Here is a 26,454-nt window from a genome sequence, read left to right as displayed (position 1 = left end):
GACCATGGTTTCATCATCTGCAGTTGTACCTCGCAGCGGCCTTTATTACTTTTCCCAGGGATGGAAGCTCATCACCCAACCAGGTATTCGTCGTTTTGTTATTCTGCCTTTACTGGTGAATATCCTGCTGATGGGCGGCGCATTCTGGTGGTTATTTACTCAACTCGGTAGCTGGATCCCCGCGCTGATGAGCCACGTCCCTGACTGGCTACAGTGGCTCAGCTATTTACTGTGGCCGATTGTAACCCTCTCCGTACTGTTGGTGTTCGGTTACCTGTTCTCCACCCTTGCCAACTGGATTGCTGCGCCGTTTAACGGCCTGCTGGCGGAACAGCTGGAAGCGCGCTTGACGGGCGCAACGCCTCCCGATACAGGCGTTCTCGGCATCATGAAAGACCTTCCGCGCATTATGAAACGTGAATGGCAAAAGCTGGCATGGTATCTCCCGCGCGCTTTCGTGTTGCTGATCCTCTATTTTATTCCGGGCATTGGGCAGACCGTCGCCCCGGTACTGTGGTTCCTGTTCAGCGCATGGATGCTGGCTATTCAATACTGCGATTATCCATTTGATAACCACAAAGTTCCTTTTAAGGAAATGCGCGTCGCGCTGCGCACGCGTAAGGTGACCAATATGCAGTTTGGTGCGTTGACCAGCCTGTTTACCATGATTCCGGTACTCAATCTGTTCATCATGCCGGTGGCAGTTTGTGGTGCCACGGCGATGTGGGTAGACTGCTATCGTGATAAGCATGCGTTATGGAAGTAATGCAAAAATGTGTAAAAGCGGGCTGGCTTATGCCCGCTCTTATTCCATACTGCAAAGCATTATTTCTCATCAGCATATAGATATGCGAATTCCTTACTTCCCCATACATTCTCAACAGGTATGCTGAAGCGGTATCCCAATTTCATACAGTTAAGGACAGGCCATGAGTAAGATTTTTGAAGATAACTCGCTGACTATCGGTCATACGCCGCTGGTTCGACTGAACCGTATCGGTAACGGACGCATTCTGGCGAAGGTGGAATCACGTAACCCCAGCTTTAGCGTCAAATGCCGTATCGGTGCCAATATGATTTGGGATGCCGAAAAACGTGGTGTACTGAAACCTGGCGTTGAACTGGTAGAGCCAACCAGCGGCAACACAGGGATAGCACTGGCCTACGTTGCTGCCGCCCGTGGCTACAAACTGACCTTGACCATGCCGGAAACAATGAGCATTGAGCGCCGCAAGCTGTTGAAGGCTCTGGGTGCGAATCTGGTCCTGACTGAAGGCGCAAAAGGGATGAAGGGCGCAATCCAGAAAGCTGAAGAAATTGTCGCCAGCGATCCGGAAAAATTCCTGCTGCTGCAGCAGTTCAGCAACCCGGCGAACCCGGAAATCCACGAAAAAACCACCGGCCCGGAAATCTGGGAAGATACCGATGGTCAGGTTGATGTCTTTATTTCCGGTGTAGGTACCGGTGGTACGCTGACTGGCGTAAGCCGTTACATTAAAGGCACCAAAGGTAAAACGGATCTGATCACCGTCGCGGTAGAGCCGACCGACTCCCCGGTTATCGCCCAGGCGCTGGCGGGTGAGGAGCTGAAACCGGGCCCACATAAAATCCAGGGAATTGGCGCGGGCTTCATTCCAGGCAACCTCGATCTGAAGCTTATCGATAAAGTCGTCGCCATCACCAATGATGAGGCAATCTCTACTGCGCGTCGCCTGATGGAAGAAGAAGGTATTTTGGCGGGCATCTCTTCTGGTGCAGCCGTTGCTGCCGCGCTTAAGCTGCAGGAAGATGAAACCTTTACCAATAAGAATATAGTGGTTATTCTACCGTCATCGGGTGAGCGTTATCTGAGCACTGCACTGTTTGCCGATCTCTTCACAGAGAAAGAACTGCAACAGTAATGCCAGCATGTTAAAAACGCGTAAAAAAGCACCCTTTTGGGTGCTTTTTTGTGGTCTGCTTCAAAGTTTCAACTCGCCTGGCATTGATTCAACCCTCCAGAACTGGTATTTAACCAAGCTAATTATTTTGATGCGCGAAATTAATCGTTACAGGAAAAGCGCTAGCTGAATCGATTTTATGATTTGGTTCAACTCTTCCTTTCGCGGCATAATGTTTAATGACGAACGAAACGTCAGCGGCAAGAAGTTGCCAGCAACGGATTGCACCGAACTCCTTTTGTGTCGCGTCCAGTTTACGCCGATGCTAACAATACAGGCTAAAGTTGAACCGCCAGGCTAGACTTTAGTTCCACAACACTAAACCTATAAGTTGGGGAAATATAATGTTCCAGCAAGAAGTTACCATTACCGCTCCGAACGGTCTGCATACTCGCCCTGCTGCTCAGTTTGTTAAAGAAGCAAAAGGCTTTACTTCTGATATTACTGTGACTTCCAACGGCAAAAGCGCTAGCGCCAAAAGCCTGTTTAAACTGCAGACTCTGGGCCTGACTCAGGGTACCGTTGTTACCCTGTCCGCAGAAGGTGAAGACGAGCAGAAAGCAGTTGAGCATCTGGTTAAACTGATGGCTGAACTCGAGTAAGTTCAACGAGTTCTTTTAAATATCAGTCACAAGTAAGGTAGGGTTATGATTTCAGGCATTTTAGCATCCCCGGGTATCGCTTTCGGTAAAGCATTGCTGCTGAAAGAAGACGAGATCGTCATTGACCGGAAAAAAATTTCTGCCGACAAGGTTGATCAGGAAGTTGAACGTTTTCTGAGCGGTCGTGCCAAGGCATCTGCGCAACTGGAAGCGATCAAAACCAAAGCTGGTGAAACGTTCGGTGAAGAAAAAGAAGCCATCTTTGAAGGGCATATCATGCTGCTCGAAGATGAGGAGCTGGAGCAGGAAATCATAGCCCTGATTAAAGATAAGCACATGACGGCTGATGCAGCTGCGCATGAAGTTATCGAAGGACAGGCCACTGCCCTGGAAGAGCTGGATGATGAATACCTGAAAGAACGTGCGGCCGACGTACGTGACATCGGTAAACGCCTGCTGCGTAACATTCTGGGTCTGGCAATTATCGACCTCAGCGCTATTCAGGAAGAAGTCATCCTGGTAGCCGCAGACCTGACCCCGTCAGAAACCGCACAGCTGAACCTGAACAAGGTGCTGGGTTTCATTACTGACGCGGGTGGACGGACTTCCCATACCTCTATCATGGCGCGTTCTCTGGAACTGCCTGCCATCGTCGGTACGGGTAGCGTCACCTCTCAGGTTAAAAACGACGACTATCTGATTCTGGATGCCGTAAACAACCAGGTTTACGTCAATCCGACCAACGACGTTATTGAACAACTGCGCGCCGTTCAGGAGCAGGTTGCGACCGAGAAAGCGGAACTCGCTAAGCTGAAAGATCTCCCCGCTATCACGCTGGACGGACATCAGGTTGAAGTCTGCGCCAACATCGGTACCGTTCGTGACGTTGAAGGCGCTGAGCGTAATGGCGCCGAAGGTGTGGGTCTGTACCGCACCGAATTCCTGTTCATGGACCGTGAATCGCTGCCGACTGAAGAAGAACAGTTTGCTGCGTATAAAGCCGTAGCTGAAGCCTGTGGCTCTCAGGCGGTCATCGTCCGTACCATGGACATCGGCGGTGATAAAGAGCTGCCGTATATGAACTTCCCGAAAGAAGAGAACCCGTTCCTGGGCTGGCGTGCCGTACGTATCGCCATGGATCGTAAAGAGATCCTGCGTGACCAGGTTCGCGCTATCTTGCGCGCCTCTGCTTTCGGCAAACTGCGCATCATGTTCCCTATGATCATCTCTGTTGAAGAAGTGCGCGCACTGCGCAAAGAGATCGAAATCTACAAACAGGAACTGCGCGACGAAGGTAAAGCATTTGACGAAAGCATTGAGATTGGCGTGATGGTGGAAACACCGGCTGCGGCAACAATTGCACGTCATTTAGCCAAAGAAGTTGATTTCTTTAGTATCGGCACCAATGATTTAACGCAGTACACCCTGGCAGTTGACCGTGGTAATGATATGATTTCACACCTTTACCAACCGATGTCGCCATCTGTGCTGACGCTGATCAAGCAAGTTATTGATGCTTCTCATGCTGAAGGCAAATGGACTGGCATGTGTGGTGAGCTTGCAGGCGACGAACGTGCTACACTTCTGTTGCTGGGGATGGGTCTGGACGAATTCTCTATGAGCGCCATTTCTATCCCGCGCATTAAGAAGATTATCCGTAACACGAACTTCGAAGATGCGAAGGTGTTAGCAGAGCAGGCTCTTGCTCAACCGACAACGGACGAGTTAATGACGCTGGTTAACAAGTTCATTGAAGAAAAAACAATCTGCTAATCCACGAGATGCGGCCCAATTTACTGCTTAGGAGAAGATCATGGGTTTGTTCGATAAACTGAAATCTCTGGTTTCTGATGATAAGAAAGACACCGGAACTATTGAGATTGTTGCTCCGCTCTCTGGCGAGATCGTCAACATCGAAGACGTGCCGGATGTAGTTTTTGCTGAAAAAATCGTTGGTGATGGCATTGCTATCAAACCAACCGGTAACAAAATGGTTGCCCCTGTAGACGGCACCATCGGCAAAATCTTTGAAACCAACCACGCTTTCTCTATCGAATCCGACAGCGGCATTGAGCTGTTTGTTCACTTCGGTATTGATACCGTTGAACTGAAAGGCGAAGGCTTTAAGCGTATCGCTGAAGAAGGTCAGCGCGTGAAAGTGGGCGACCCGGTTATTGAATTCGATCTGCCGCTGCTGGAAGAAAAAGCCAAGTCTACCCTGACTCCGGTTGTTATCTCCAACATGGACGAAATCAAAGAACTGATCAAACTGTCCGGTAGCGTGACCGTGGGTGAAACTCCGGTTATCCGCATCAAGAAATAATTCTTGCCGCAGAGAAGAATGGCGCCGATTGGCGCCATTTTTTTATACACCTCATCCGCCATTAAATGTGTGTGGTCATCGGTCGATAATACGCCTCACGCATCAGGATTTTCATGCCCTCCGGCCCGCTCTCCAGCATGCGTCGTTCCGAATCCGCCACTAACAGCTCACAGTCGTAACCACCCGCAATCCCGAACATAGCCCGCGCCACGCAGATATCTTCCAGCGCCGTTATCCCGCTGGTATCAAAATGTCCAACCATACGCCCATTCTGGCGAACCACCAGCCGGTAACTCTTCATCGCGCCTCCCCTGACGGTGGCAAAATTAACTCATCACAACCGCACTGGTGCGTCCACGTCATCACGTCCAGCACACGCTGTGCAGCATCGTGCGTCGCAGTTGTCAGCCTTTTACCCAATACAATACCGCTCACCAGCTCAGCACAAAACAGATCGCCAGTCCCCTTCAGATCTGTTTTCACCCGCGGATGTGCGAGCACCTCAACCGTTTCAGCCGTTACCACCGCAACGTTGATAATCTCTTCGGTATTCCCCGGCGCACTGGTAATCACTACCCATTTCAGCGTTTCGGTAAGCAGAGATTGCGCCGCCGTTATGGCTTCATCAAGCGTACTACATGGTTTTCCACTCAGCATTTGCAGCTCAAACACATTCGGCGTCAACCCCTGAGCCAGCGGCAGCAGGTGCTGACGGTAGGCCTGCGGAATTTCGGCTTTTACGTACATGCCGCTGTCCGTATCGCCCATCACTGGGTCGACCAATATGCACAGTCCTGGATGCGTAATCTGTAACGTTTTCAGCCACTTTGCTAACAGAGCGATTTGCTCTGCGCTACCCATATAGCCCGTGGTCACCGCCTTCAGCTCGCGTAAGGCATCGCGCTCATTTAAGGCGCGGAGATACCCGCTAAACCAGTCGGGCGGAATAATACCGCCGTAAAAGGTTTCATAATGCGGGGTATTGCTGAACAGCACCGTTGGGACTGCCGTCACGCGTAATCCCTGCGCTTTAATGGCCGGAACGGCGATGCTGTTGCCTACGCTGCCATACACCACCTGTGACTGGACGGCGACGATATCGGTCTGTAGCGCCCGATGCTTGTCGTCGAAGAGCACTGACTGAATATCACTCCCCTGCTCCATAAATCTCTCCTCTCGCTGGACAGCGGGCTTACGCCTCACTATTATCGTCATATGCTAAAATTCATTTTGTCATAGGTCAATAATGATCGACGGAAAAACCGCTAACGAAATTTTTGACAGTATTCGTCAACATGTCGCTACAGGCACGTTGGCAGCAGGAGAAACATTGCCGCCAGTGCGTGAACTGGCAACAGCATTGAACGTTAACCGTAATACTGTCGCGGCGGCTTATAAACGCCTTGTCACCTCCGGACTGGCGCAGAGCCTTGGACGCAATGGCACGGTGATCAAAGAAATTTCTACCCCCGTTGCGCTGGAAGGTGGCAATCCGGATACCGCGCTTGTCGATCTTTCCGGCAGTAATCCAGCGCCTTCGCGTCTTCCAGACCTTAGCCGTTATTTCGTGAAAATAAATAAGAATCCGCGTTTATACGGCGATGCCGCCGTATCCCCCGATCTTAAGGCGTGGGCCACGCAATGGATGCAGGAAGCAGTCCCAGGCAAGGGAGAAATCGATATCACCAGCGGCGCTATTGACGCCATTGAACGTCTGCTGTGCGCACATTTACTGCCTGGTGATAGCGTTGTCGTAGAAGATCCATGCTTTTTGAGCAGCATTAACATGCTGCGTTATGCCGGATTCTCAGCAAACCCTGTCAACGTTGACCACGAAGGCATGCAACCAGACATGCTGGAAACTGCGCTACAGAAAGGCGCACGGGCGGTGATTCTGACGCCGCGCGCTCATAACCCGACGGGATGCAGCCTGAGCGCATCCCGCGCGGCGCAATTGCAGGAAATCCTGGCCCGTTATCCGCAGACGCTGGTAATCGTCGACGACCACTTTGCGCTGCTGTCCGCTTGCCATTGGTATCCAGTGATTGCGAAAGAAACCACCCACTGGGCTGTTGTCCGTTCGATGTCTAAAACGTTAGGCCCGGATTTACGTCTGGCCATTGTGGCCAGCGATCCGCTCACTTCCGGGAAACTGCGTTTGAGGCTCAACTCCGGCAGTCAGTGGGTCAGCCATTTGCTTCAGGATTTAGTCTGCGCTTGTCTTAGTGACAAGGATTACCAGCATACGCTGGCACAAACCCAGCAATTTTACGCCGCCCAGCAGCAAAAGCTGACGGCCGCCCTACTGCAACATGGCATTGCGCTGCCGGTCGGGGATGGTCTCAATCTGTGGCTGCCGCTGGAAGATAACAGCCAGGCGACCGCTTTTGCGCTAGCAAAATCCGGTTGGCTGGTACGCGAAGGCGAAGTATTTGGCGTTAATACCCCTGCGCACGGCCTGCGCATTACGCTGTCAACATTATCAGACAGCGACATTGATAAGCTGGCGAGTGATATCCATCAGGCGCTAAAGCGCTAACAGGAGAGAAAAAGTGCGAGTTCATTTTGTTATTCATGAGTCCTTTGAATCTGCTGGCGCGTATCTGCCGTGGGCCGAATCACGCGGCTATACCATCACCTGGTCGCACGTTTACGCCGGAGAAAAGGTTCCCGCTAACGCCGATGGCTTCGATATGCTGGTGTTATTTGGCGGTCCGCAGTCACCCCGGACCACGCTTGCAGAGTGTCCATACTTTGACGCTCTGGCCGAGCAGCATCTGATCAACCAGGCGATTGCGGCACGTAAAATCGTGGTGGGGATCTGTTTGGGGTCGCAGTTAATCGGCGAAGCGCTGGGCGCGAAAGTATGCCAGAGCCCGGAAAAAGAGATTGGTCACTACCCGATCGCCCTGACCGAAGCAGGCCAACAGCATCCGTTGTTCAGCCATTTTGGTTCACCGCTTACCGTCGGTCACTGGCACAACGATATGCCGGGATTAACCGACCAGGCGACAATTCTCGCCACAAGCGTTGGCTGCCCGCGACAAATCGTACAATACGGTAATTTCGTCTATGGTTTTCAGTGTCATATGGAATTTACCGCCGAAGCGGTCGAAGGATTAATTCAGCACTCAGAGCAGGAGCTGGCCGAAGCCAAAGGGAAGCGTTTCATCCGCTCTGCTGAAGAGATGCGCGCATGGGATTACCAACAGATGAATGAGAAGCTGTGGCAATTCCTTGATAAGCTGGTGGAAAAACGTAACGATGGATCATCTCAGGCTGGATAAAACACGCAACAGCTTATCCAGCCATCGTGCCAGGCGGTTGCCTGATGGTGCTACGCTTATCAGGCCTACCAGTTAAATCCCCAACCCCTGGTTGAAGTGCTCTTCACCAAAGACACCGGTCGAAAGATAGCGATCGCCGCGATCGCAGATGATCGCCACCACCACAGCTCCCGGCGTCGCACGCGCCACGCGTAGCGCACCGGCCACCGCGCCGCCAGAGCTGACACCACAGAAAATGCCTTCGCGAACGGCCAGTTCACGCATGGTGTTTTCCGCATCGTTCTGATGAATATCCAGCACTTCATCCACCAGCGAGGCGTTAAAAATGCCCGGCATATACTCCGCTGGCCAGCGGCGGATTCCCGGAATACTGCTGCCCTCTTCCGGCTGCAGACCCACGATAGTAACCGGTTTTTCCTGCTCGCGCAGAAAACGCGACACACCGGTTATGGTGCCGGTGGTCCCCATGCTGGAGACGAAATGAGTGATACGTCCTGACGTCTGCTGCCAGATTTCGGGGCCGGTCGTGGTGTAATGCGCATACGGGTTATCAGGATTATTAAACTGATCGAGCAGTTTACCTTCGCCACGCTGCGCCATCTCAAGGGCTAAATCGCGCGCCCCTTCCATCCCCTGCTCTTTGGTCACCAGAACCAGTTCAGCACCGTAGGCTCGCATCGCCGCACGGCGCTCCTGACTCATGTTGTCTGGCATCAGAAGCTTCATACGATAGCCTTTCAGCGCGGCGATCATCGCCAGCGCAATGCCGGTGTTGCCGCTGGTGGCCTCAATTAGCACGTCGCCAGGCTTAATTTCTCCACGCTTTTCCGCTTCGACGATCATCGACAACGCGGCGCGGTCTTTCACCGAACCCGCGGGATTATTGCCTTCCAGCTTGACCCAAATTTCACTACCGTTATCCGGCGTCAGACGTTGTAATTTCACCAGAGGCGTATTGCCAATTGTTTGTTCTAATGTGTTCACGTTTTAAGCTCGTAAAAAAGCCCGGGGGCGCAGCGCTTACCGGGCGATAAACATACTTTTTAACCTATCAGGCACTTTGCGCCAGAGCAAGTTCCTCTTCACGCGTTTCAATGCGCTGGTCGCCGTTATACAGACGTGCATTTTGCAGCCCAACAAACAGGCGCTCGCCGCGACTCGGGGAATCATCCCCCTGCATGACCACCGTCAGTGGTTCGTTATACCACCCCAACGGTTGCACAACTAATTGGGTGTAGTGACCTTTCGGACTGGCTTCCAGCACCTGAACCGGCAGCGGTGAATCAAGACTGGTACGGCGGCTGACGTCCACTTCCCACGGACGCAGGAACAGATCCACCGGTCCCTGATAGCCTGGCGTATAGCCCAGCGGCCAGCGGTGTGCGCCGACGTGGAATTGTCCACCGCGAATCGTCCCCTGCAGGCGGTTAACCTCGCCCATAAACTCCAGCACAAAACGGGTAGCCGGTTCGCGCCATACCAGATCGGGCGCATCAGCCTGTTCGATATGGCCCTGGCTCATCACCACCACGCGGTCTGCAACTTCGGTCGCTTCCTCCTGATCGTGAGTAACAAACACGCTGGTGAACTTCAGCTCTTCATGCAACTGACGCAGCCAGCGACGCAGCTCTTTACGTACCTGAGCATCGAGCGCGCCAAACGGCTCGTCGAGCAGCAGGATCTGCGGCTCTACCGCCAGCGCACGCGCCAACGCCACACGCTGTTTTTGCCCGCCGGAAAGCTGCGCCGGGAAACGGTCAGCCAGATGAGCCAATTGAACCATCTCCAGCAGTTGGGTAACTTTTGCTTTGATAGCCGCCGCATTCGGACGCTCACGCCGTGGCAGAACCGTCAGGCCAAAAGCGATGTTGTCGAAAACGCTCATATGGCGAAACAGCGCATAATGCTGGAACACGAATCCCACCTTACGGTCGCGGGCATGCAGACGACTGACGTCAGTACCGTGAAAACGGATATGCCCGCTGGACTGATGCTCCAGCCCGGCAATGATGCGTAGCAGCGTGGTTTTACCCGAGCCGGATGGCCCCAGTAGCGCGACCATCTGACCCGAAGGAATATCCAGCGAGATATCGTTCAGCACCTGGGTGCGACCAAAAGACTTCTTAATATTGGCAATCTCAATGCTCATGATTTTCCTCCTGCTGCGCGCGTTTCTCCTGGTTTTCCAGGCGCCATTGCAACATGCTCTTCAAAAACAGGGTAATAATCGCCATCAGCGTTAATAACGCCGCAGCGGTAAAAGAGCCGACGGTGTTGTAGTCCTGCTCCAGTAATTCAATCTGTAGCGGCAGGGACAAGGTTTCGCCGCGAATCGAGCCGGAAACCACCGATACCGCACCAAACTCGCCAATCGCACGGGCGTTGGTCAGCACCACGCCGTACAGCAACGCCCAACGAATATTCGGCAACGTCACGCGGCGGAACATCTGCCAACCGGATGCGCCAAGCAGAACCGCCGCTTCGTCTTCATTGCTGCCCTGGCTTAACATCACCGGCACCAGTTCACGCACCACAAACGGACAGGTGACAAATACTGTGACCAGCACCATTCCCGGCCAGGCAAACATAATTTGCAGATTGTGTTCATCCAGCCATCCCCCCAGCGGACCGTTAGAGCCGTAAAACAGCAGATACACCAGGCCGGCGACCACCGGCGAAACGGCAAAAGGAATATCCAGTAAGGTCAGCAATAGCTGACGTCCAGGGAAGTTAAAACGGGTCACCAGCCACGCCAGCAACACGCCAAACACCAGGTTCACTGGTACAGCAATCAGCGCAATCAGCACCGTCAGCCAGATAGCGTGCAGCATGTCCGGGTCGGCCAGATTCTGTAATACCGGCATTAATCCCTTGCTGAACGCCTGCACGAAGATGTAAATCATCGGCACCAGCAAAATAAACGCTGACACCAGCATGCCAGTCCCGATCAGAAACCATTTCCCCCAGTTAATGCGGGGTGCGCCATAGTGTTTCAATTGAGTAATGTCTGCCATCAGTGACCTACCACGCGTCGACCAAAGCGACTTTGCAGGGTGTTAATCGAAAACAGCAGCAGCAATGACGCCCCGAGGATCACAGAGGCAATCGCGCTGGCGGCCGGGTAGTCAAACTCCTGTAGCCGAACAAAAATCATCAGCGAGGTCACTTCCGTTTTCCATGCGATGTTCCCAGCGATAAAGATAACCGCGCCAAACTCACCGAGGCTGCGGGTAAACGAAAGCGCAACGCCCGCCACCAGCGCAGGAGACAGCTCCGGCAGCACCACTTTACGAAAGCTCTGCCAGCGCGTGGCACCGAGCGTTTCTGCGGCTTCTTCATATTCCGGGCCTAACTCTTCCAGCACAGGCTGCACGGTTCGCACCACAAACGGAATGCTGGTAAACGCCATCGCCACCGCGATACCGAGCCAGGTGTAGGTCACCTTGATATCAAACTTCGCCAGCCACTCACCGTAGAAACCGTTGACCGAAAACAACGACGCCAGCGTCAGACCTGCTACCGCCGTTGGCAACGCAAACGGCAGATCCATCAACGCATCCAGCAGCGTACGGCCCGGAAAGCGATAGCGGGTCAAGATCCACGCCATCAGCAAGCCAAACACGCCGTTGAAAATCGATGCCACAAATGCCGACAGCAGCGTCACTTTATAAGCCGCTACCACCTGCGGGTTGGTAATTACATCCCAGTATTGTGCCCAGCTCATTTGCGCCAATTGCATCACCAGCGCGCTAAGCGGCAGCAGCAATATCAGGCAGACAAAAAGTAAGCTGGTGCCCAGGCTTAAGGTGAAGCCAGGCAGCACGCGTCGGGAAGAAACAGCAAACATTTACTTACGCCCCGCCGCCAACAGTTTGTCCAGTTCACCGCCGCTGACAAAGTGCGTTTTCATGACCTCAGGCCATGAACCAAACTTGTCTTCCACGCGGAAAAGTTCGGTCTGCGGGAATTTATCTTGCTGTTTGTCCATCACCTGCGGGTTATTCACGCGGTAATAGAAATCGGTAATGATGGTTTGCGCCTGTGGGCTGTACAACCAGTTCAGGTACGCTTTCGCCGCTTTTTCAGTCCCGTTGGCCTGCACGTTTTTATCTACCCAGGCTACCGGAAATTCGGCGAGGATATTGGTTTTCGGGATAACGACTTCGAAACCCTGCGCTTCATACTGTTTACGAATGTTGTTCACTTCTGATTCGAAGCTAATCAGCACATCGCCCAATCCGCGCTCTGCAAAAGTGGTGGTAGCACCGCGACCGCCGGTATCAAACACTTCGACGTTTTTCAGAAACTGGGTCATGAACTGTTCGGTTTTGGCTTTATCGCCACCGTCCGCTTTATCCGCAGCGCCCCACGCCGCAAGATAGGTATAGCGCGCGTTACCGGAGGTTTTGGGGTTCGGGAAAATCAGTTTCACATCAGAACGCACAAGGTCATTCCAGTCATGAATGTTTTTCGGGTTCCCCTTACGCACCAGGAAACCCATGGTGGAATAGAACGGCGAGCTGTTATTCGGCAGACGACTTTGCCAGTCGGCGGGGATCAGTTTGCCTTTGTCATGCAGGATCTGCACATCGGTGACCTGGTTATAGGTCACCACATCGGCTTTCAGCCCTTGCAGAATCGCTAACGCTTGTTTTGATGACCCGGCATGTGATTGTTTAATCGTCAGTTTATCACCGCCATTATCCTTCGCCCATTGCTGTTCAAACGATGGATTAAGGGCGGCAAAAAGCTCACGTGAAACATCATATGAACTGTTCAGCAGTTCCGTTGCCTGCGCCTGACCCACCAGCAATACCATTGCAGCCAGCGTCAGGGTTCTTTTTTTCAGTAAGTTAACGGCCATTGCGCACCCTTATAAATTTAATGACTTTCTATTTGCCATCATATTTATAACCAGCGCTAAAGGAGTAACGGTTTTATATACCGTTTGATGATTTGAAAGTTGAAAAGAGAATAAGAGGTACCTCCTCCCCTGCACATGGGGAGGAGACCGGCATCAATCAGACGCCGACGCTAACGCTTTCAGGCAGGGTGCTGCCGCCATCAATCACGTTTTGCGTGCCAGTTAAGTAACTGGACTCATCCGACGCCAGAAACGCCGCCAGTTCACCGACTTCGAGCGGGCAGGCCAAACGGCGCATCGGGATCGCTTTCGCCATTTCGACTAATACGGATTCAGGATCTTCCGGGTTAGATTGACGCGCGATATTCTCTGCCATCGGCGTACGAACGTAGCCCGGGCAAATAGCATTAACGCGAATACCGGACTGCGCGTATTCCACCGCCAGGGATTTGGTCAAACCGATGATCGCGGCTTTCGACAGCGCATAGGCCGTCTCACCCGGATCGGCAACCATATCGCCAGTCACTGATGACATCATTACGATACGCCCATCTTTGCGCGCAATCATCTCCGGCAGAACGGCTTTCGTCACGTTCCAGACACCTTTAATGTTGATATCAATGTGGAAATCGCGATCTTCATCGCTCATATCAAGGAAGTTGCCGAGGCGACAAACCCCCGCATTGTTGACCAGAATATCGATTTTGCCTTCAATTTTCTTCGCGCGTTTCACCGCGGCGGTAACAGAAGCAAAATCTCTGACGTCAGCGTGAACCGCCGTACAACGGTGGCCGCGTCCAGCCAGTTCATCCGCCAGTTTTTCAATCTCATCGGAGATATCCAGCAGGATTAAGTTCGCGCCATGGCGGGCAAACGTTCTGGCAATCCCTTCGCCAATACCCTGAGATGCGCCCGTAATCAATGCTGTTTTGCCCGTGAGTTTTCCCATTTCAATATTCTCCTTTTGAATATGAAGCCTTCGCTTCATTCACGCAGAAGATACAGCAATAACAAATTAGTGCTGAGGAATAGCTCACTAAATCAGGTTAATCTCAGCTAAAAAAATCCCCGACGGTGCGGGGACTCAACAACATTCACGATCTGAACAGATGAACAGAGGACCTACAGCCTTTTTTCCAGCAAATGTGCTCTCATCAACTCAGATGCCATCTGTGCATCCCCTTTTTTGATATGAAGCAGTATTTCTCTCTGTTTTGTCGCCGTATCAAGAAAATACTGACGATCGTTAGCAGGTAGCGACTCCCTGGTTTTCTCGAAATAAGTAATCAAAACATCAGAGAAAACCTGAAGCACCCGGTTACCACTCGCCTGTAGCAACAGTAAATGAAAATCCCTGTCGTGACGATCGGCCACCAGCGGGTTATCAGCATTTTCTTCAATGAGCCTTAACTCACTCTCCAGTTTAGAGAGCATTGCCGGGAAAATTCTGCGCGTTGCCAGAGGGATAATCGCACACTCAATCAGGATCCTTGCCTCTGTAAATTCTGTGATATCAAACCCGGACAAATCAAACTGCATTAGCAACTGGTTATTTATGTTGTGCTGTTCCAAATTTTTCAAGACGCTGCCACGACGGGGAGAGCGTTCAAGCATTCCCATCTGAACCAGTGTGCTGAGCGCCTGACGAACTTTATATCTTGATGTATTAAAACGAACAGCAAGTTCAGTCTCAGTTTCAATGCGACCATCTGCATCACGGTTAGCATCATCAAGCAGATAATTTTTAATACTTTCAAATAGTTCGTTTTTGTTATCCATAAACACTCTCTGATTAAAGAGCAACAAAACTCATGAGTATAAATAATCTAATAAGTTAGATTGCTTAATATACTGTTATGGTAAGATTATAGCCCCTATTATTCAAATTATATCAAGCTATTTGTTAATAAAAAGGAATTAATTATGGTGTTATTCGTAACTCAGTTTGCGATAGTGCTTATATGTATCGGTATAGGTGGGCGTTTTGGCGGGATTGGCCTGGGGGCTGCAGGCGGCTTAGGACTCGCTATCCTGACTTTTGGTTTTGGACTCCCGCCCGACTCACCTCCTATAACTGTTATTTCTATTATCCTTGCTGTTATCACTTGTATCACAATTCTCCAGGCTGCTGGCGGGCTTGATTTATTCGTTACGATGGCTGAACGGATCCTCAGAAAGTGGCCGGGCGCTATCACTTTTCTCGGACCAGCAGTCGCTTACCTTTTCACTGCAATCTGCGGAACTGGATATGTTGCCTTTTCCGTTTATCCAGTAATTGCAGAAATTGCAGCAGATGCGAGGGTACGGCCAGAAAGAGCTATGTCGATGTCAGTCATCGCTGCCAATTTTGGGCTCATTGCCAGCCCAGTCAGTGCGGTCGTGACAGGGACAATTGCAGTTCTTGCTGGATTACATGTCTCTGCTTTAGATATCTTGTTAGTCACCATTCCCGGAACTTTCCTTGGCTGTCTTGTCGGCTGCCTGTTCGTCTTTAAAAGAGGTCACGAGCTTAGCAGCGATCCGGAATTCCAACGCAGAGTTGCTGAAGGTGAGTTCGAATCGATAAAAGCTGAAGAGCGAGCAGCCAGCATAGTGACTAAAGAGGCCAAGAGAGGATTACTGATTTTTCTTATCGGGATCATCCTGGTCGTGCTTATGGGTTCAATTCCTGAACTACGTCCTGAATGGAATAACGGCACAGGGATGGAGCGTATGAGTATCCCAACCACGCTGCAAATAGTTATGCTGACAACAGCATGTATTATTATGATGGTGTGTCGAATTTCTCCTTCAAAACTTGATTCAGGTTCTGTTTTCAAAGCCGGCCTTGTGGGTGTTGTCGCCATATTTGGTCTGTCATGGATGATGAACTCCTTTTTTGAAGCATGGCACGAATTATTTAACACGGCTTTCCACGATTTTCAGAATCCAGTATTGTTCGGCATTATTGTTTTTGGGCTTTCTGCCGTAATTTATAGCCCAGCGGCAACTGCTGTAGCATTACTCCCCGCAGGCGTGTTAATGGGATATCCGGCAGAAACTTTGGTCGCCCTGCTCCCACTAACCTGTGGATCATTCATTATTCCGGGGGGAGCACAGATTGGCTGTGTGGCGTTTGATCGTACTGGGACAACTCGAATTGGCAAGTATGTGGTTAATCACAGCTATATGCTACCCGGCCTTGTTACCGTTGTCGCATCAACGCTTTTTTGCTTCCTTTTTTCCAGTATGCTGATGTAGCGCGGTAGAGTAATTAAATAGAGCTAATACCTACTTGTTTTGGCATCCCCCTTGATTCAGTTCAGAGAGGATGCCATTACGTCCTTCTCAATATTACTACTGCCATTTCCCACAGAATGCGCTCTACAGGACAACCTGAGCAATTAAGTAGGCAAAAATTACCTGAGAGATAACCATCACAAAACCCGGACGAATGTAGCTATGATTGACAACAAAACGTCCAATCTTTGTCGTGCCTGTTCGGTCAAATGCAACGCAACCGATTTGATTGGCGCCCGGTATAATAAAATCACCACAGGTACAGGCAAAAATGGCGATAAGATACGGTGCTGGTATTCCCAGGGTAACACCTAGTGGCATGATGGCGGCAACCGTCGCCGCAGGGCTCATAATGACCAGAGAGAACAAGAACACAACCACACCAAAAAGCATCGGTGCGCCATTTACCATACCACCAAAGACCTTAATCAATTCTGGCTGATAAGCATCAAAAAACGTTGCCGTCATCCATGAAACGCCAAGTATTGCAACCACCCCCATTAAACCAGCACGGAATACTGAGCCACTGTTCAAGGTACTACTTGGTACTTTACTGACAATCATAATAAACAAAGCAGCTGTCAGCATAATCATTTGAATAACCATCGGGGTTGACAGTCTTTTTCCATCCCAGGAAGGGAGTAACCCGGTAAAAGAACCTAAAATTAGAACCAGCACCACCCCAATCGCAAAGATAACGACCCCTTTTTTTGCGCCCGCTGAAGCAACATATTCTTTTTTCTGCGCAGTATGCATGAACTCATATTCACCAGCGGCAACACGCCTCTGAAACTCAGGATCATCCTCCAGCTCTTTACCGCGTTTGTAAACTGAAAAGCTTGTAACAATGGCAGCCATAAAAAATGAAGGAAGAGCAATAGCCAGTATTTGTCCAAGGCTAATTCCAGCATATTCATGCAGAATAGCCAGCATCCCCGCTGTTGCTGCACTCATCGGGCTGGCGGCAACCGCGACACTAGCCGCTATAACTGTTGCTGATAACGCTCGCTCCGGGCGGACCTTAGCTTCAGCGGCAACCTCAGCGACGACCGGATACAAAGAGAATGCAACGTAAGTGGTCCCGCAGAATAACGTAAATATTGAAGTCAGTATTGGAGCAACAAAAGTAATAGCTTGTGGCTTTTTACGGAGTAATTTTTCAGCCACGCGCACAAGATAATCAAGTCCACCAGCAGCCTGTAATACACTGACTGCGCCAATAACACAAATAATAATTAACATTGCAGTAATAGATGGTGTGGAGGGCTTAAGTCCAAAACCCAGAACTAATATTGCAACACCAAGTCCGCCCCCAGCACCAAGTCCCATTCCGCCATAACGCCCGCCGATACCAATACAAGCGAGCACAATAAATAATTGTAAAAAAAACAAAGCATCCATTTTTTCACCTCAAAGCCCTCCCGGATATTGCATCCGGGAGATATTAATTATTATGCTTAGGATTAGTTCAGATATGATTTAGCAATTTCGATCTGTTTTTTAACGGCATCCGTTCCTGTTCCGCCATAAGACATCCTTGCTTTAATACAAGCTTCCAGAGATATATTCTCATAAATATCATTTTCAATTTTATTATCAAATGAATGAAATTCATCCATTGTAAGCTCTTCCAGCATTTTTCTATGTTTTATACAGTAATTAACAGCACTGCCGACAATATGGTGAGCTTCCCTGAAAGGAATTCCTTTACGAACCAGGTAATCAGCCATATCGGTCGCATTTGAGAAGCCTCTTGCCGCCGCGTTGCGAGTATTCTCAGAAAGAATAACCATTTTATCGAGCATCGGCGCCATAATTTTTAGACTGGTTTGCAAAGTATCCATGGAATCATAGACCTGCTCTTTATCCTCACTCATATCAGTATTATAGGCGAGAGGGATCCCTTTCATAATGGTCAGCATCGCCATTAAATTTCCGTACATCCGACCGCCTTTACCGCGCATTTTTTCAGCCACATCAGGATTTTTCTTCTGTGGCATGATGCTGGAGCCAGTACAGAAATCATCAGAAAGCTCAATAAATTTAAAGTCCTGACTTGAGAATAAAACCAATTCTTCTGACAAACGGGTAAGATGCATAAAGCACATAGCGGCTGCAGCAGTGAATTCAACCATATGGTCACGATCGCTGACAGAATCAATACTATTCTCAGTCGGCTTATCAAAGCCAAGCTGTTGAGCAGTGAAATCACGATCAATAGGGAAAGTCGTACCTGCAAGAGCTGCTGAACCTAAAGGACATTCTCCCATGCGTTGATAAAGGTCTTCAAAACGAGTCCAGTCACGACGTAACATCCAATAATATGCCATGATCCAGTGTGATAAAAGAATAGGCTGACCGGTCTGTAAATGAGTATAGCCCGGCATAATCGCATTAATATTATTTTCAGCTTTATTAATAATAATTTTTTGCAGATGAACAATATCCTGCTGAATCTCACGAATAGTTGATCTCATATGCATTTTAGAATCGACAGTCGTCTGGTCATTACGACTTCGACCTGTATGTAGTTTCCCACCTACAGGACCAATTATTTCGGTCATACGTCTTTCGATTGCCATATGAATATCTTCATCAACAGTGTCAAAAACGAACTGCCCTTCTTCAATTTCTTTACCTACTTGCCTTAACCCGCCAATAATTGCATTCGCTTCATCCTGTGCAATAATCCCCTGACGGCCCAACATAGTTGCGTGGACAATACTCCCTTGAATATCAAAAGGACAGAGGCGTTGTTCCAGCATAATTGTCGCGTTATATGATTCGACCAGCTTATTTGTAGGCATATCAAAACGCCCACCCCATAATTTTGTAGACATAAAACCTCCAATGCACTTTTGTTGCCAAATGGTTAAGAATAAATTCCGTTATTTTTCGCTCATTTTCAGATTACAAGACCATCATTTTAATTGTCAACAAATGAAGGCATTAAATCAATTTATGATGAAATTAATTACACTTATAAGACGTTTTATTTTTATGAATAGAGTAAAAGAATCAGATCTTCGTCACATTTAAGCCGTGATTTAATTCAGATATATTTAGATTTTTTAAAGTAACTATCCGGAACTTATTAATTCAAAAGGGTAGTGTTTAATATCGGTGCTTTAAACAACTAACTGACAGGTAAACAACACTGAACCTGGAATGGGATTTTTTACGATGAGCGTCAATGCGGATGCATCATCTGCATGGCAGACGTTGTGGGGTTCAATAGGTAACTATTTTGTGAAAGATGGCGGTGTAACCGCCATCAGGAAACAAAAATTACAGCGCCATCAGTCGATCCAGGGATGGGGCAAAGTAATAGCCGCCAGTCACCGGTTTGGTGAAACGCAGCATCGCGTCGCGCTTACCGTCTGTATCGCCAAACATGCTCAGCAACTGCTGCTCAATGTTGTGCAGACGGGCGCAGTAGGCGCAGAAATAGAGACCGTGCGTACCGCTGGCGGTGCCGTATGGCAGGCTCTGGCGCACAATTTTCAGCCCTTTACCGTCTTCTTTGAGATCGACGCGGCTCAGGTGAGAGGTAGCCGGGCGCTCGTCGCCGTCGATCTCTTCGTTGGCTTCCTTGGTACGGCCAATCATCATTTCCTGGTCGTGAATGCTCATGCGGTTAAGCTGCTTCAGGTTATGTTCCCAACGCTGCACAAACACATAGCTGCCGCCAGCATCCACGCCATCTTTAATCACTGCGACATCACGGCGTGTTTCTTCGCCTGCCGGGTTTTCAGTGCCGTCAACAAAGCCGCTGAGATCGCGCTCCTCAACCCAACGGAAACCGTGGATCTCTTCTTTAACCTCAATGCAATCGCCAAATGCTTCCATTGCCGCCTGCGCGACAGAAAAATTTACGTCATGGCGCAAAGAGAGAATATGGATCAACACATCATATTGGGTCGCCGGCGCCAGACCTTTACCGTAAGGGATAAAGTCTTTTAACTCTTCTGCGCCAACGCCGCCACTCAGTGTACGCCAGGTGTTGTTGCCAAAAGCGACAACCGCGCCCAGATGCGCATCCGGGAACGTAGCTTCAAAGGTTGCCAGCTTATCGGCGAAGATTTTGCTGGCCGCACGCAGGACCTCAACGTCGCCTTTAACATTGGCTTCAATCCAAATCGCCGCACGGCAATGTTCTGGCAAAATGCCACTCTGAACCTGAGACATTGTTCCTCCTGAAAAAAAGATGCCACGACATCGTGGCATTGATTGGCGCTATTCTACCTGTTTTTTTAGTAAGCCGATTTGTTCAGACGCAAATTAACGCTGCCAGATAATTTTGCTTACTTTCCATGCTTTCAGCGTGTCGTCAGACGGCATTAAGCCTTCAGGCCCGCTCCACTCGCCGGAAAAGACATAGCTAATATGCTGACTTCCTTCAGCTTTACATTCAACGCCCGCGCTATCATCGCCGGTTGCTTTCTGACAATGACCAAAGGCTTTAGTGTAAAGCTCGCTAAACGGTGTACCGATTTTGACACCCGTAGAAGACGAAATATCGCTGTCTAATACATCAATACGGTTGATGCTTCCCTGGGTGCCATTGATAACCATCGCGAGCTTGTCATCTTTCATCGCTTCATAGAAACGCACCACATTCCCGTTATCGGTCTTCATTCCGCTGCGCAGACGGTATTCCCCGTCCAGCGCATCAGCAATGGATTTTTCATCCAGCGGTGTCGCGCCCGTTAACGCTCCGACGCCCTGCTCAGTGACCTGCGTTGAAGAACCAAACCAGTTCCACGGATTGGCGGCAGACCAGTTTACTGACGACAACGTTGAACACCCGGTCAGTAGTAGCGGCATCGCGCATAAAGTCAAACGCAGTGATTTCATTTCACTTCCTTCCTTATTTATCAACGTTGCTTGGAGTCCGCTTTCGCCAAAAAGTGCCGTTATTCTTTCTCGAGGGAAAAACAGGCGCGCAAACGTTGATTGGTTAACAGCCAGATCAGCGCGACAATATCCGCCACCAGCAGCGCCAGCCCGACGCCGTTGACCGGATCGCCTCCCAGCCACATCACCGGCTGCCAGCACAACAGCACCAGTTGAGCGAGGATCAGTAATCCGCGCAGCCAGCGCCATATCACAGGAAACGCAAAACGCCTGCCGCTGACTAAAAACGCCAGTACCGCCGGAACGCCGGGAAGTAACCCCAGCCAGAACGCATCATGATCGGGATAAAACAAATTCAGTAATGTATTGCCCTGCTCACGGGAAGAGCCAGCAATGACAAACAGTACCCAGGTGCGTGCCTGCAGCAGCAATACGCACCAGAAGAGAAAAGGCAGGCGCAGACGCCCATGGCTGTCATAGTCGGCCGGATGAAACTCAGTACTCTTCATCTTCGATCAAGCGCTTGCCCAGATTGAGTACATCCGCATGTTCATAGCCCAGACGTTCATACATGCCCTGCACGACATCATTATCGTCACGCACCATGATTTGAATCTTGGGGCAACCGCGGGCAATAAGCTTTTTCTCCAGTCGGTTAAGCAGCGCATTAGCGATGCCGCGACCGCGAAACTCAGGGTGCACGCCAAGATAATAAGCCGAACCGCGATGCCCGTCGTAGCCGCCCATCACCGTACCAACTACCTCGCCGTTCACTTCAGCGACCAGAAACAGGCTGACGTCATGATTGACCTTACGCTCAATGTCCATTTCCGGATCGTTCCATGGACGCAGCAAATCACAGCGCTCCCAGAGGGTGATCACCTCTTCGAAATCTTCCTGGCGAAAAACGCGTATTTCCATGGTATTGGTTACCTTTTCAGGACGTTAAAAAGCGATTATGGCGCGAACGGCTGATTTAGCCAATATCTGACGCGAAGCGGCGGAAAAAATGGCATAATACGGAATTGTCACGTATTGAAATGAAAAGTAAAACAATTCTTATCCCGATCCGTCGCAACGGACAACGCGATACGATATAACGTTTAGAACCTTTTTTTACAACTCAGGCCGTATGAGCACTTTTAAACCACTAAAAACACTCACATCGCGCCGCCAGGTGTTGAAAGCCGGGCTGGCCGCCCTGACGCTGTCAGGCATGTCGCAAGCCATCGCTAAAGAAGAGGCGCTTAAGACCAGCAATGGACACAGCAAACCGAAAGCGAAAAAAGCCGGCGCTAAGCGCGTAGTTGTCCTCGATCCGGGTCACGGCGGGATTGATACCGGCGCAATTGGTCGCAACGGTTCAAAGGAGAAGCACGTGGTACTGGCGATTGCCAAAAACGTGCGCTCGATTCTACGTAACCAGGGGATTGATGCGCGCCTGACCCGCTCCGGCGATACGTTTATTCCGCTGTACGATCGCGTCGAGATCGCCCACAAGCATGGTGCCGATCTGTTCATGTCGATCCACGCCGACGGTTTTACCAATCCGAGCGCCGCAGGTGCGTCGGTCTTTGCGCTGTCTAATCGCGGCGCCAGTAGCGCCATGGCGAAATATCTGTCCGACCGTGAAAACCGGGCCGATGAAGTGGCTGGAAAAAAGACCACCGATAAAGACCATTTGCTGCAGCAGGTATTGTTCGATCTGGTGCAAACCGACACCATTAAAAACAGCCTGACCTTAGGGTCGCATATTCTCAAGAAGATTAAGCCGGTACACCGGCTGCACAGTCGTAGCACTGAACAGGCCGCCTTCGTGGTGCTAAAATCCCCCTCAATTCCGTCGGTACTGGTCGAAACCTCGTTCATTACCAACCCGGAAGAAGAGCGACTGCTGGGCACGACGGCGTTTCGTCAAAAAATCGCTACCGCTATCGCCAATGGCATCATCAGCTATTTCCACTGGTTTGATAACCAGAAAGCACACTCGAAGAAACGTTAATCATGAAGCCCGATGCACAGCGCGTAAAACAGTTCCTGCTCAGCCTGCAGGATGATATTTGTCAGCAGTTATCTGCCGTAGATGGTGCCGGATTCGTTGAAGATAATTGGCAGCGCGAAGCGGGCGGCGGCGGGCGCAGCCGGGTACTGCGTAACGGCGGTATTTTTGAGCAAGCGGGCGTCAACTTCTCCCACGTCCATGGCGATGCAATGCCAGCATCGGCTACCGCCCATCGCCCGGAGCTTGCCGGTCGCAGCTTTGAGGCCATGGGCGTATCGCTGGTGGTGCATCCACAGAATCCTTACATTCCGACCAGCCATGCCAACGTACGGTTTTTTATCGCGGAAAAACCGGGCGCCGACCCGGTGTGGTGGTTTGGCGGCGGCTTTGACTTAACGCCCTACTACGGCTTTGATGAGGATGCAGTTCATTGGCACCGCACGGCGCGGGATCTGTGCCAGCCGTTCGGCGATGACGTTTATCCACGTTACAAGAAGTGGTGCGATGACTACTTCTTTCTCAAACATCGCAACGAACAGCGCGGCATTGGCGGACTTTTTTTCGATGATTTGAATACGCCGAATTTCGATCGCAGCTTCGCCTTTATGCAGGCTGTTGGAAAGGGTTATGCCGAGGCGTATTTGCCCATCGTCGAGCGCCGCAAAGCAATGAGCTGGGGCGAGCGTGAACGCAATTTTCAGCTTTATCGTCGCGGACGCTATGTGGAATTTAACCTGGTGTGGGATCGCGGCACATTGTTCGGTCTGCAGACCGGCGGGCGGACGGAATCCATTCTAATGTCGATGCCGCCGCTGGTGCGTTGGGAATATGACTACCATCCGGAAGCGAACAGTCCGGAAGCCGCCCTTAGCGAGTTTATTCAGGTGCGTGACTGGGTGTAATGGCCTGATGGCGCCAGGCTTCTCAGGCCAACAACAGCGCCGCCTCCCAGACCGGATAAGACGCAAGGCATCCGGCATAATAATTTCATCACGCCCACTGGCGCATACGCTGATGCAGCGTCAGCGACGGTTTCTCCGCAAACAGTTGCTGGTAGTCGGTGGCGAACTGCCCTAAATGCCAGAATCCCCACTGCATGGCGGCGTCTTTCACCGTGGTACTTTGTGACCACGGGCTTATCAGCTCGCGACGCACGGCGTTCAGGCGAATGCGTTTTAACCAGGCATTCGGCCCAATACCGAGGATTGCGTGAAAGGCATTTTGCAACGTCCGGCGGCTGACGTGCAGCTGGTTACACAGGTCGAGCACAGTCAGCGGTTCCGACATATTTTCCAGCACGTATTCGCGCGCCCGCGACAGCAGGCGGCGATAGCTCTGATGGCTGATGCTCTCCGCCGTGATTATCGGTTGCGCTTCTTCCAGCATCGTGCCCATTGCCAGCAGCAGGTTATCGCCCAACACTTTACGCACCGCAGGCTGATGGAGATTCGCCGGATTTTCGCTGAACGTTGCCAGCGCCTGCTGTACAAAGCCCCAAAGCGCGGCTTTGTGTTGTTCTTTCACCTCCAGTGCCGACTGGTTGCGCAGCATATGCAGCACCCTTTCCGGGTTATGCAGGAAGTTAGCCTGACGGGCAATCGCCTCTTCTGAAATAACGACACCCAAAATGGTGTAATCATCCGGCGTACTCAGTTCAAACTCTGTCCCACCTGGACGAGTAGCGATTTCAGCACTGCCCAGACACTGGGTGCCGATAAATCCCTGTTCGCCGCGAGTGGCCGGAATACCAAACCAGAATGAGTTCGGCCAGACAAGACACGACTGACGCAGCGCCAGACCGGTGTATTCACGGAACACCTGAATATCGTCGAGCAGGATTTCCGTGAACTCGCCATGAAATTTTCCCGGATGCAATTGGTCGTAGATCTGCTGCCAGGCGGTAATCGTCAGCGCATGCTCATACACATCCGTTGTTCGCCGCTGGTGAACGTTGTCCACCTCCACTTTCGGCGTAAGTTTAACGTCTTCGGGTAATGCTTCATGATAAAGATGGTGCAGGTTAGCAGTACGGGTCTTTTTCATGATCTTTTAAGCCGGAAGCTTCAACGAAGCCCCGGCCCTCCGACAGGTTAATTTTTTAAGCGATAGCGACTACTGCGTTTACGCAACGCTCCGTCAGAAAAGAGCTGTTCAAGCGCCTTTCTGGCTTCATCAAGTGACCAGCCAAAGTGCGCAGCCACTTCCCCTGCCGTCATTCCTTGACGGACCGATGCCAACAGCGTCAGAAGCTGTGCAGAGGATTCAGAAGCCACCGGGGCACCCTGCGTCTTCTCTGCTTTTACATCTGCTTTCACTTCTGACTTCTGTTCTGGTTTCTTCGGCTGGCGCGTAAAACCGCCGATCAGCCACTGGGTGTCATCTTCTGGCCGCCCTATCTCCTTGCGACTGACAACACGTCCTGTACGCGCTGCGGCTGCGCTTCCGGCGTCCAGCGCTGCACGACACGCGGCCAGATCGCCTTCCACAACCAGAGTCAGCCTGCCAGGATCCAGCACCTGGTGACTGAGCAGACGCACGTTCGCGGCTTTCAGCATGGCATCCGCCGCGTCTACGGCAGCCACCATGCCATCCACTTCCAGTAATCCCAGTGCATTGATCATTGCAACCTCTCTTACGCGCGCTGAACAGGATTACGAGCAATATCCAGAACAGCATCAGCAAAAGCGTTACAGGCAGCTTTACAGGCGGCCTGGCTACCGGTTAAAAACGCCGCTGAGTAGTTGGTTTCTGACGGTGGCGGCACATAGGTGACAATCTGTACATCGGCAGATTTGAGCGCCGCATCAATACCAAATGTTGCTTCCAGCGGCGGTGCAACCAGATACGCCATCGGATCGCCAAGTCGGCATCCTGCGGTCGCCGAGAGATACGAACCGGTACGCGAAACCACGTGCGCGAGGAAAGCGGTATCTTCTGCGTCATTGGCCCACTGGAACGCCGCGCCACTTTCAATATTGGCGACCATCGCATCCAGACCGGCGCGAACTTCTGCCGGGTTAGGTCCACCGAGCATGATCAGCACTTCGCCCGAGGTTGGAGAGGGACTGTGCGCCGCACCGGCATACAGCGAGCGGCCATAAACCACTTCCACCATCGCCTGTTTTGTCGCTTCGTCTGCGGCAATATACGCCACGTCATCAGAATCTGCTGTGATGAGTCCGAGACTACGTATATGTGGCGGTAATTTAAGTTCACGGGCAAAACCGTCATTTACCGAGGCAATCACGCGCATTGCGGTGACTGAAGGTCTAATCAAATCTAATGCGGGCATGATGCCTC

Annotated in this window: 28 protein-coding genes; 10 read left to right on the top strand and 18 right to left on the bottom strand. The window is 51.0% G+C overall.

The genetic code is table 11. The features are described 5' to 3' along the window. Window positions 1-4: 4 nt before the first annotated feature. The 5 genes from cysZ (at window position 5) to crr (ending at window position 4,865) form a co-directional block, all read left to right on the top strand. A complete protein-coding gene (gene cysZ, locus OGX99_RS15195; RefSeq protein WP_187253521.1) occupies window positions 5-766 on the top strand; it encodes a sulfate transporter CysZ in 762 nt (253 codons plus the stop codon). 163 nt (window positions 767-929) lie between these two features. Next, entirely contained in the window at window positions 930-1,901 is a 972-nt protein-coding gene (gene cysK, locus OGX99_RS15190) for a cysteine synthase A (protein ID WP_151217599.1), read from the top strand. Window positions 1,902-2,284: 383 nt separating this feature from the next. Next, window positions 2,285-2,542 carry a phosphocarrier protein Hpr gene (gene ptsH, locus OGX99_RS15185; protein WP_003038086.1) on the top strand — a complete coding sequence of 86 codons (258 nt, stop codon included), beginning with the start codon at window positions 2,285-2,287 and terminating at the stop codon, window positions 2,540-2,542. 45 nt (window positions 2,543-2,587) lie between these two features. Further along, window positions 2,588-4,315: a phosphoenolpyruvate-protein phosphotransferase PtsI gene (gene ptsI, locus OGX99_RS15180; RefSeq protein WP_003038080.1), complete on the top strand. Its 1,728-nt coding sequence runs from the start codon at window positions 2,588-2,590 to the stop codon at window positions 4,313-4,315. 40 nt (window positions 4,316-4,355) lie between these two features. Then, window positions 4,356-4,865: a PTS glucose transporter subunit IIA gene (gene crr, locus OGX99_RS15175; RefSeq protein WP_000522253.1), complete on the top strand. Its 510-nt coding sequence runs from the start codon at window positions 4,356-4,358 to the stop codon at window positions 4,863-4,865. A gap of 61 nt (window positions 4,866-4,926) precedes the next feature. On the opposite strand, the gene OGX99_RS15170 is transcribed toward crr, so the two are convergent. Further along, complete coding sequence (locus OGX99_RS15170; protein WP_151217601.1) at window positions 4,927-5,166, bottom strand: cytoplasmic protein; 240 nt, start codon at window positions 5,164-5,166, stop codon at window positions 4,927-4,929. Then, a complete protein-coding gene (gene pdxK / locus OGX99_RS15165; protein ID WP_286544099.1) occupies window positions 5,163-6,029 on the bottom strand; it encodes a pyridoxine/pyridoxal/pyridoxamine kinase in 867 nt (288 codons plus the stop codon). Before pdxK ends, OGX99_RS15170 begins: the two co-directional genes overlap by 4 nt. Before the next feature lie 82 nt (window positions 6,030-6,111). Between pdxK and ptsJ the strand changes: the two genes are divergently transcribed. Further along, on the top strand, window positions 6,112-7,404 hold the full coding sequence (gene ptsJ / locus OGX99_RS15160) for a MocR-like B6 salvage transcription factor PtsJ (RefSeq protein ID WP_286544096.1): 1,293 nt from the start codon (window positions 6,112-6,114) through the stop codon (window positions 7,402-7,404). A gap of 13 nt (window positions 7,405-7,417) precedes the next feature. Then, a complete protein-coding gene (locus OGX99_RS15155; protein ID WP_286544093.1) occupies window positions 7,418-8,152 on the top strand; it encodes a type 1 glutamine amidotransferase in 735 nt (244 codons plus the stop codon). Window positions 8,153-8,224: 72 nt separating this feature from the next. On the opposite strand, the gene cysM is transcribed toward OGX99_RS15155, so the two are convergent. The 7 genes from cysM to OGX99_RS15120 form a co-directional block, all read right to left on the bottom strand. Further along, entirely contained in the window at window positions 8,225-9,136 is a 912-nt protein-coding gene (gene cysM / locus OGX99_RS15150) for a cysteine synthase CysM (protein WP_151217608.1), read from the bottom strand. Between the two features lie 67 nt (window positions 9,137-9,203). Continuing rightward, window positions 9,204-10,301 (bottom strand): sulfate/thiosulfate ABC transporter ATP-binding protein CysA, encoded by a 1,098-nt coding sequence (gene cysA / locus OGX99_RS15145; protein ID WP_151217610.1) that lies wholly within the window; start codon window positions 10,299-10,301, stop codon window positions 9,204-9,206. After that, window positions 10,291-11,166, bottom strand: coding sequence for a sulfate/thiosulfate ABC transporter permease CysW (gene cysW / locus OGX99_RS15140; protein WP_086550289.1), 876 nt, complete (start codon window positions 11,164-11,166; stop codon window positions 10,291-10,293). The genes cysA and cysW overlap by 11 nt, the downstream gene beginning before the upstream one ends. After that, window positions 11,166-11,999, bottom strand: a complete 834-nt coding sequence (gene cysT, locus OGX99_RS15135; protein ID WP_006683552.1) for a sulfate/thiosulfate ABC transporter permease CysT — start codon at window positions 11,997-11,999, stop codon at window positions 11,166-11,168. The genes cysW and cysT overlap by 1 nt, the downstream gene beginning before the upstream one ends. Next, on the bottom strand, window positions 12,000-13,016 hold the full coding sequence (gene cysP / locus OGX99_RS15130) for a thiosulfate/sulfate ABC transporter substrate-binding protein CysP (RefSeq protein ID WP_187258626.1): 1,017 nt from the start codon (window positions 13,014-13,016) through the stop codon (window positions 12,000-12,002). Between the two features lie 157 nt (window positions 13,017-13,173). Continuing rightward, complete coding sequence (ucpA, locus tag OGX99_RS15125; protein WP_103771634.1) at window positions 13,174-13,965, bottom strand: SDR family oxidoreductase UcpA; 792 nt, start codon at window positions 13,963-13,965, stop codon at window positions 13,174-13,176. 173 nt (window positions 13,966-14,138) lie between these two features. Beyond that, entirely contained in the window at window positions 14,139-14,795 is a 657-nt protein-coding gene (locus tag OGX99_RS15120; RefSeq protein ID WP_151217613.1) for a FadR/GntR family transcriptional regulator, read from the bottom strand. A 144-nt stretch (window positions 14,796-14,939) separates the two neighbouring features. Between OGX99_RS15120 and OGX99_RS15115 the strand changes: the two genes are divergently transcribed. Next, window positions 14,940-16,256, top strand: a complete 1,317-nt coding sequence (locus OGX99_RS15115; protein WP_187253526.1) for an anaerobic C4-dicarboxylate transporter family protein — start codon at window positions 14,940-14,942, stop codon at window positions 16,254-16,256. A gap of 123 nt (window positions 16,257-16,379) precedes the next feature. On the opposite strand, the gene OGX99_RS15110 is transcribed toward OGX99_RS15115, so the two are convergent. The 6 genes from OGX99_RS15110 to OGX99_RS15085 all read right to left on the bottom strand — a co-directional run bounded on the left by OGX99_RS15110 (window position 16,380) and on the right by OGX99_RS15085 (window position 22,073). Beyond that, window positions 16,380-17,696 carry an anaerobic C4-dicarboxylate transporter family protein gene (locus OGX99_RS15110; protein WP_187258625.1) on the bottom strand — a complete coding sequence of 439 codons (1,317 nt, stop codon included), beginning with the start codon at window positions 17,694-17,696 and terminating at the stop codon, window positions 16,380-16,382. Between the two features lie 62 nt (window positions 17,697-17,758). After that, on the bottom strand, window positions 17,759-19,135 hold the full coding sequence (argH, locus tag OGX99_RS15105; protein WP_187258624.1) for an argininosuccinate lyase: 1,377 nt from the start codon (window positions 19,133-19,135) through the stop codon (window positions 17,759-17,761). Between the two features lie 448 nt (window positions 19,136-19,583). Further along, window positions 19,584-20,483: a porphyrinogen peroxidase gene (yfeX, locus tag OGX99_RS15100; protein ID WP_151217617.1), complete on the bottom strand. Its 900-nt coding sequence runs from the start codon at window positions 20,481-20,483 to the stop codon at window positions 19,584-19,586. 93 nt (window positions 20,484-20,576) lie between these two features. Then, the gene (locus OGX99_RS15095) at window positions 20,577-21,152 is read right to left on the bottom strand and encodes an RpoE-regulated lipoprotein (protein ID WP_278238394.1); all 576 of its coding nucleotides are present in this window, start codon (window positions 21,150-21,152) and stop codon (window positions 20,577-20,579) included. Window positions 21,153-21,211: 59 nt separating this feature from the next. Beyond that, on the bottom strand, window positions 21,212-21,661 hold the full coding sequence (locus tag OGX99_RS15090) for a DUF2919 domain-containing protein (protein WP_187258623.1): 450 nt from the start codon (window positions 21,659-21,661) through the stop codon (window positions 21,212-21,214). Continuing rightward, complete coding sequence (locus OGX99_RS15085; protein ID WP_003038048.1) at window positions 21,648-22,073, bottom strand: GNAT family acetyltransferase; 426 nt, start codon at window positions 22,071-22,073, stop codon at window positions 21,648-21,650. Before OGX99_RS15085 ends, OGX99_RS15090 begins: the two co-directional genes overlap by 14 nt. 211 nt (window positions 22,074-22,284) lie before the next feature. Between OGX99_RS15085 and amiA the strand changes: the two genes are divergently transcribed. Both amiA and hemF read left to right on the top strand, forming a co-directional pair. Beyond that, window positions 22,285-23,154 carry an N-acetylmuramoyl-L-alanine amidase AmiA gene (gene amiA / locus OGX99_RS15080; RefSeq protein WP_005121924.1) on the top strand — a complete coding sequence of 290 codons (870 nt, stop codon included), beginning with the start codon at window positions 22,285-22,287 and terminating at the stop codon, window positions 23,152-23,154. Window positions 23,155-23,156: 2 nt separating this feature from the next. Further along, a complete protein-coding gene (gene hemF / locus OGX99_RS15075; RefSeq protein ID WP_187253531.1) occupies window positions 23,157-24,056 on the top strand; it encodes an oxygen-dependent coproporphyrinogen oxidase in 900 nt (299 codons plus the stop codon). Window positions 24,057-24,144: 88 nt separating this feature from the next. On the opposite strand, the gene eutR is transcribed toward hemF, so the two are convergent. From eutR to eutL, 3 genes are read right to left on the bottom strand one after another with little or no spacing between them, the layout of a single operon-like run. Further along, the gene (gene eutR, locus OGX99_RS15070) at window positions 24,145-25,197 is read right to left on the bottom strand and encodes an HTH-type transcriptional regulator EutR (RefSeq protein WP_005121920.1); all 1,053 of its coding nucleotides are present in this window, start codon (window positions 25,195-25,197) and stop codon (window positions 24,145-24,147) included. Between the two features lie 47 nt (window positions 25,198-25,244). Next, the gene (eutK, locus tag OGX99_RS15065) at window positions 25,245-25,775 is read right to left on the bottom strand and encodes an ethanolamine utilization microcompartment protein EutK (protein ID WP_151217621.1); all 531 of its coding nucleotides are present in this window, start codon (window positions 25,773-25,775) and stop codon (window positions 25,245-25,247) included. An 11-nt stretch (window positions 25,776-25,786) separates the two neighbouring features. Further along, window positions 25,787-26,446 carry an ethanolamine utilization microcompartment protein EutL gene (eutL, locus tag OGX99_RS15060; protein ID WP_040233508.1) on the bottom strand — a complete coding sequence of 220 codons (660 nt, stop codon included), beginning with the start codon at window positions 26,444-26,446 and terminating at the stop codon, window positions 25,787-25,789. Window positions 26,447-26,454: the final 8 nt, after the last annotated feature.

This window comes from Citrobacter sp. Cu096, assembly GCF_030332285.1.
Taxonomy (GTDB): domain Bacteria; phylum Pseudomonadota; class Gammaproteobacteria; order Enterobacterales; family Enterobacteriaceae; genus Citrobacter; species Citrobacter meridianamericanus.
The sequence above is the reverse complement of the archived record's forward strand: the minus strand, read 5'-3'. Positions and strand labels throughout refer to the sequence as shown.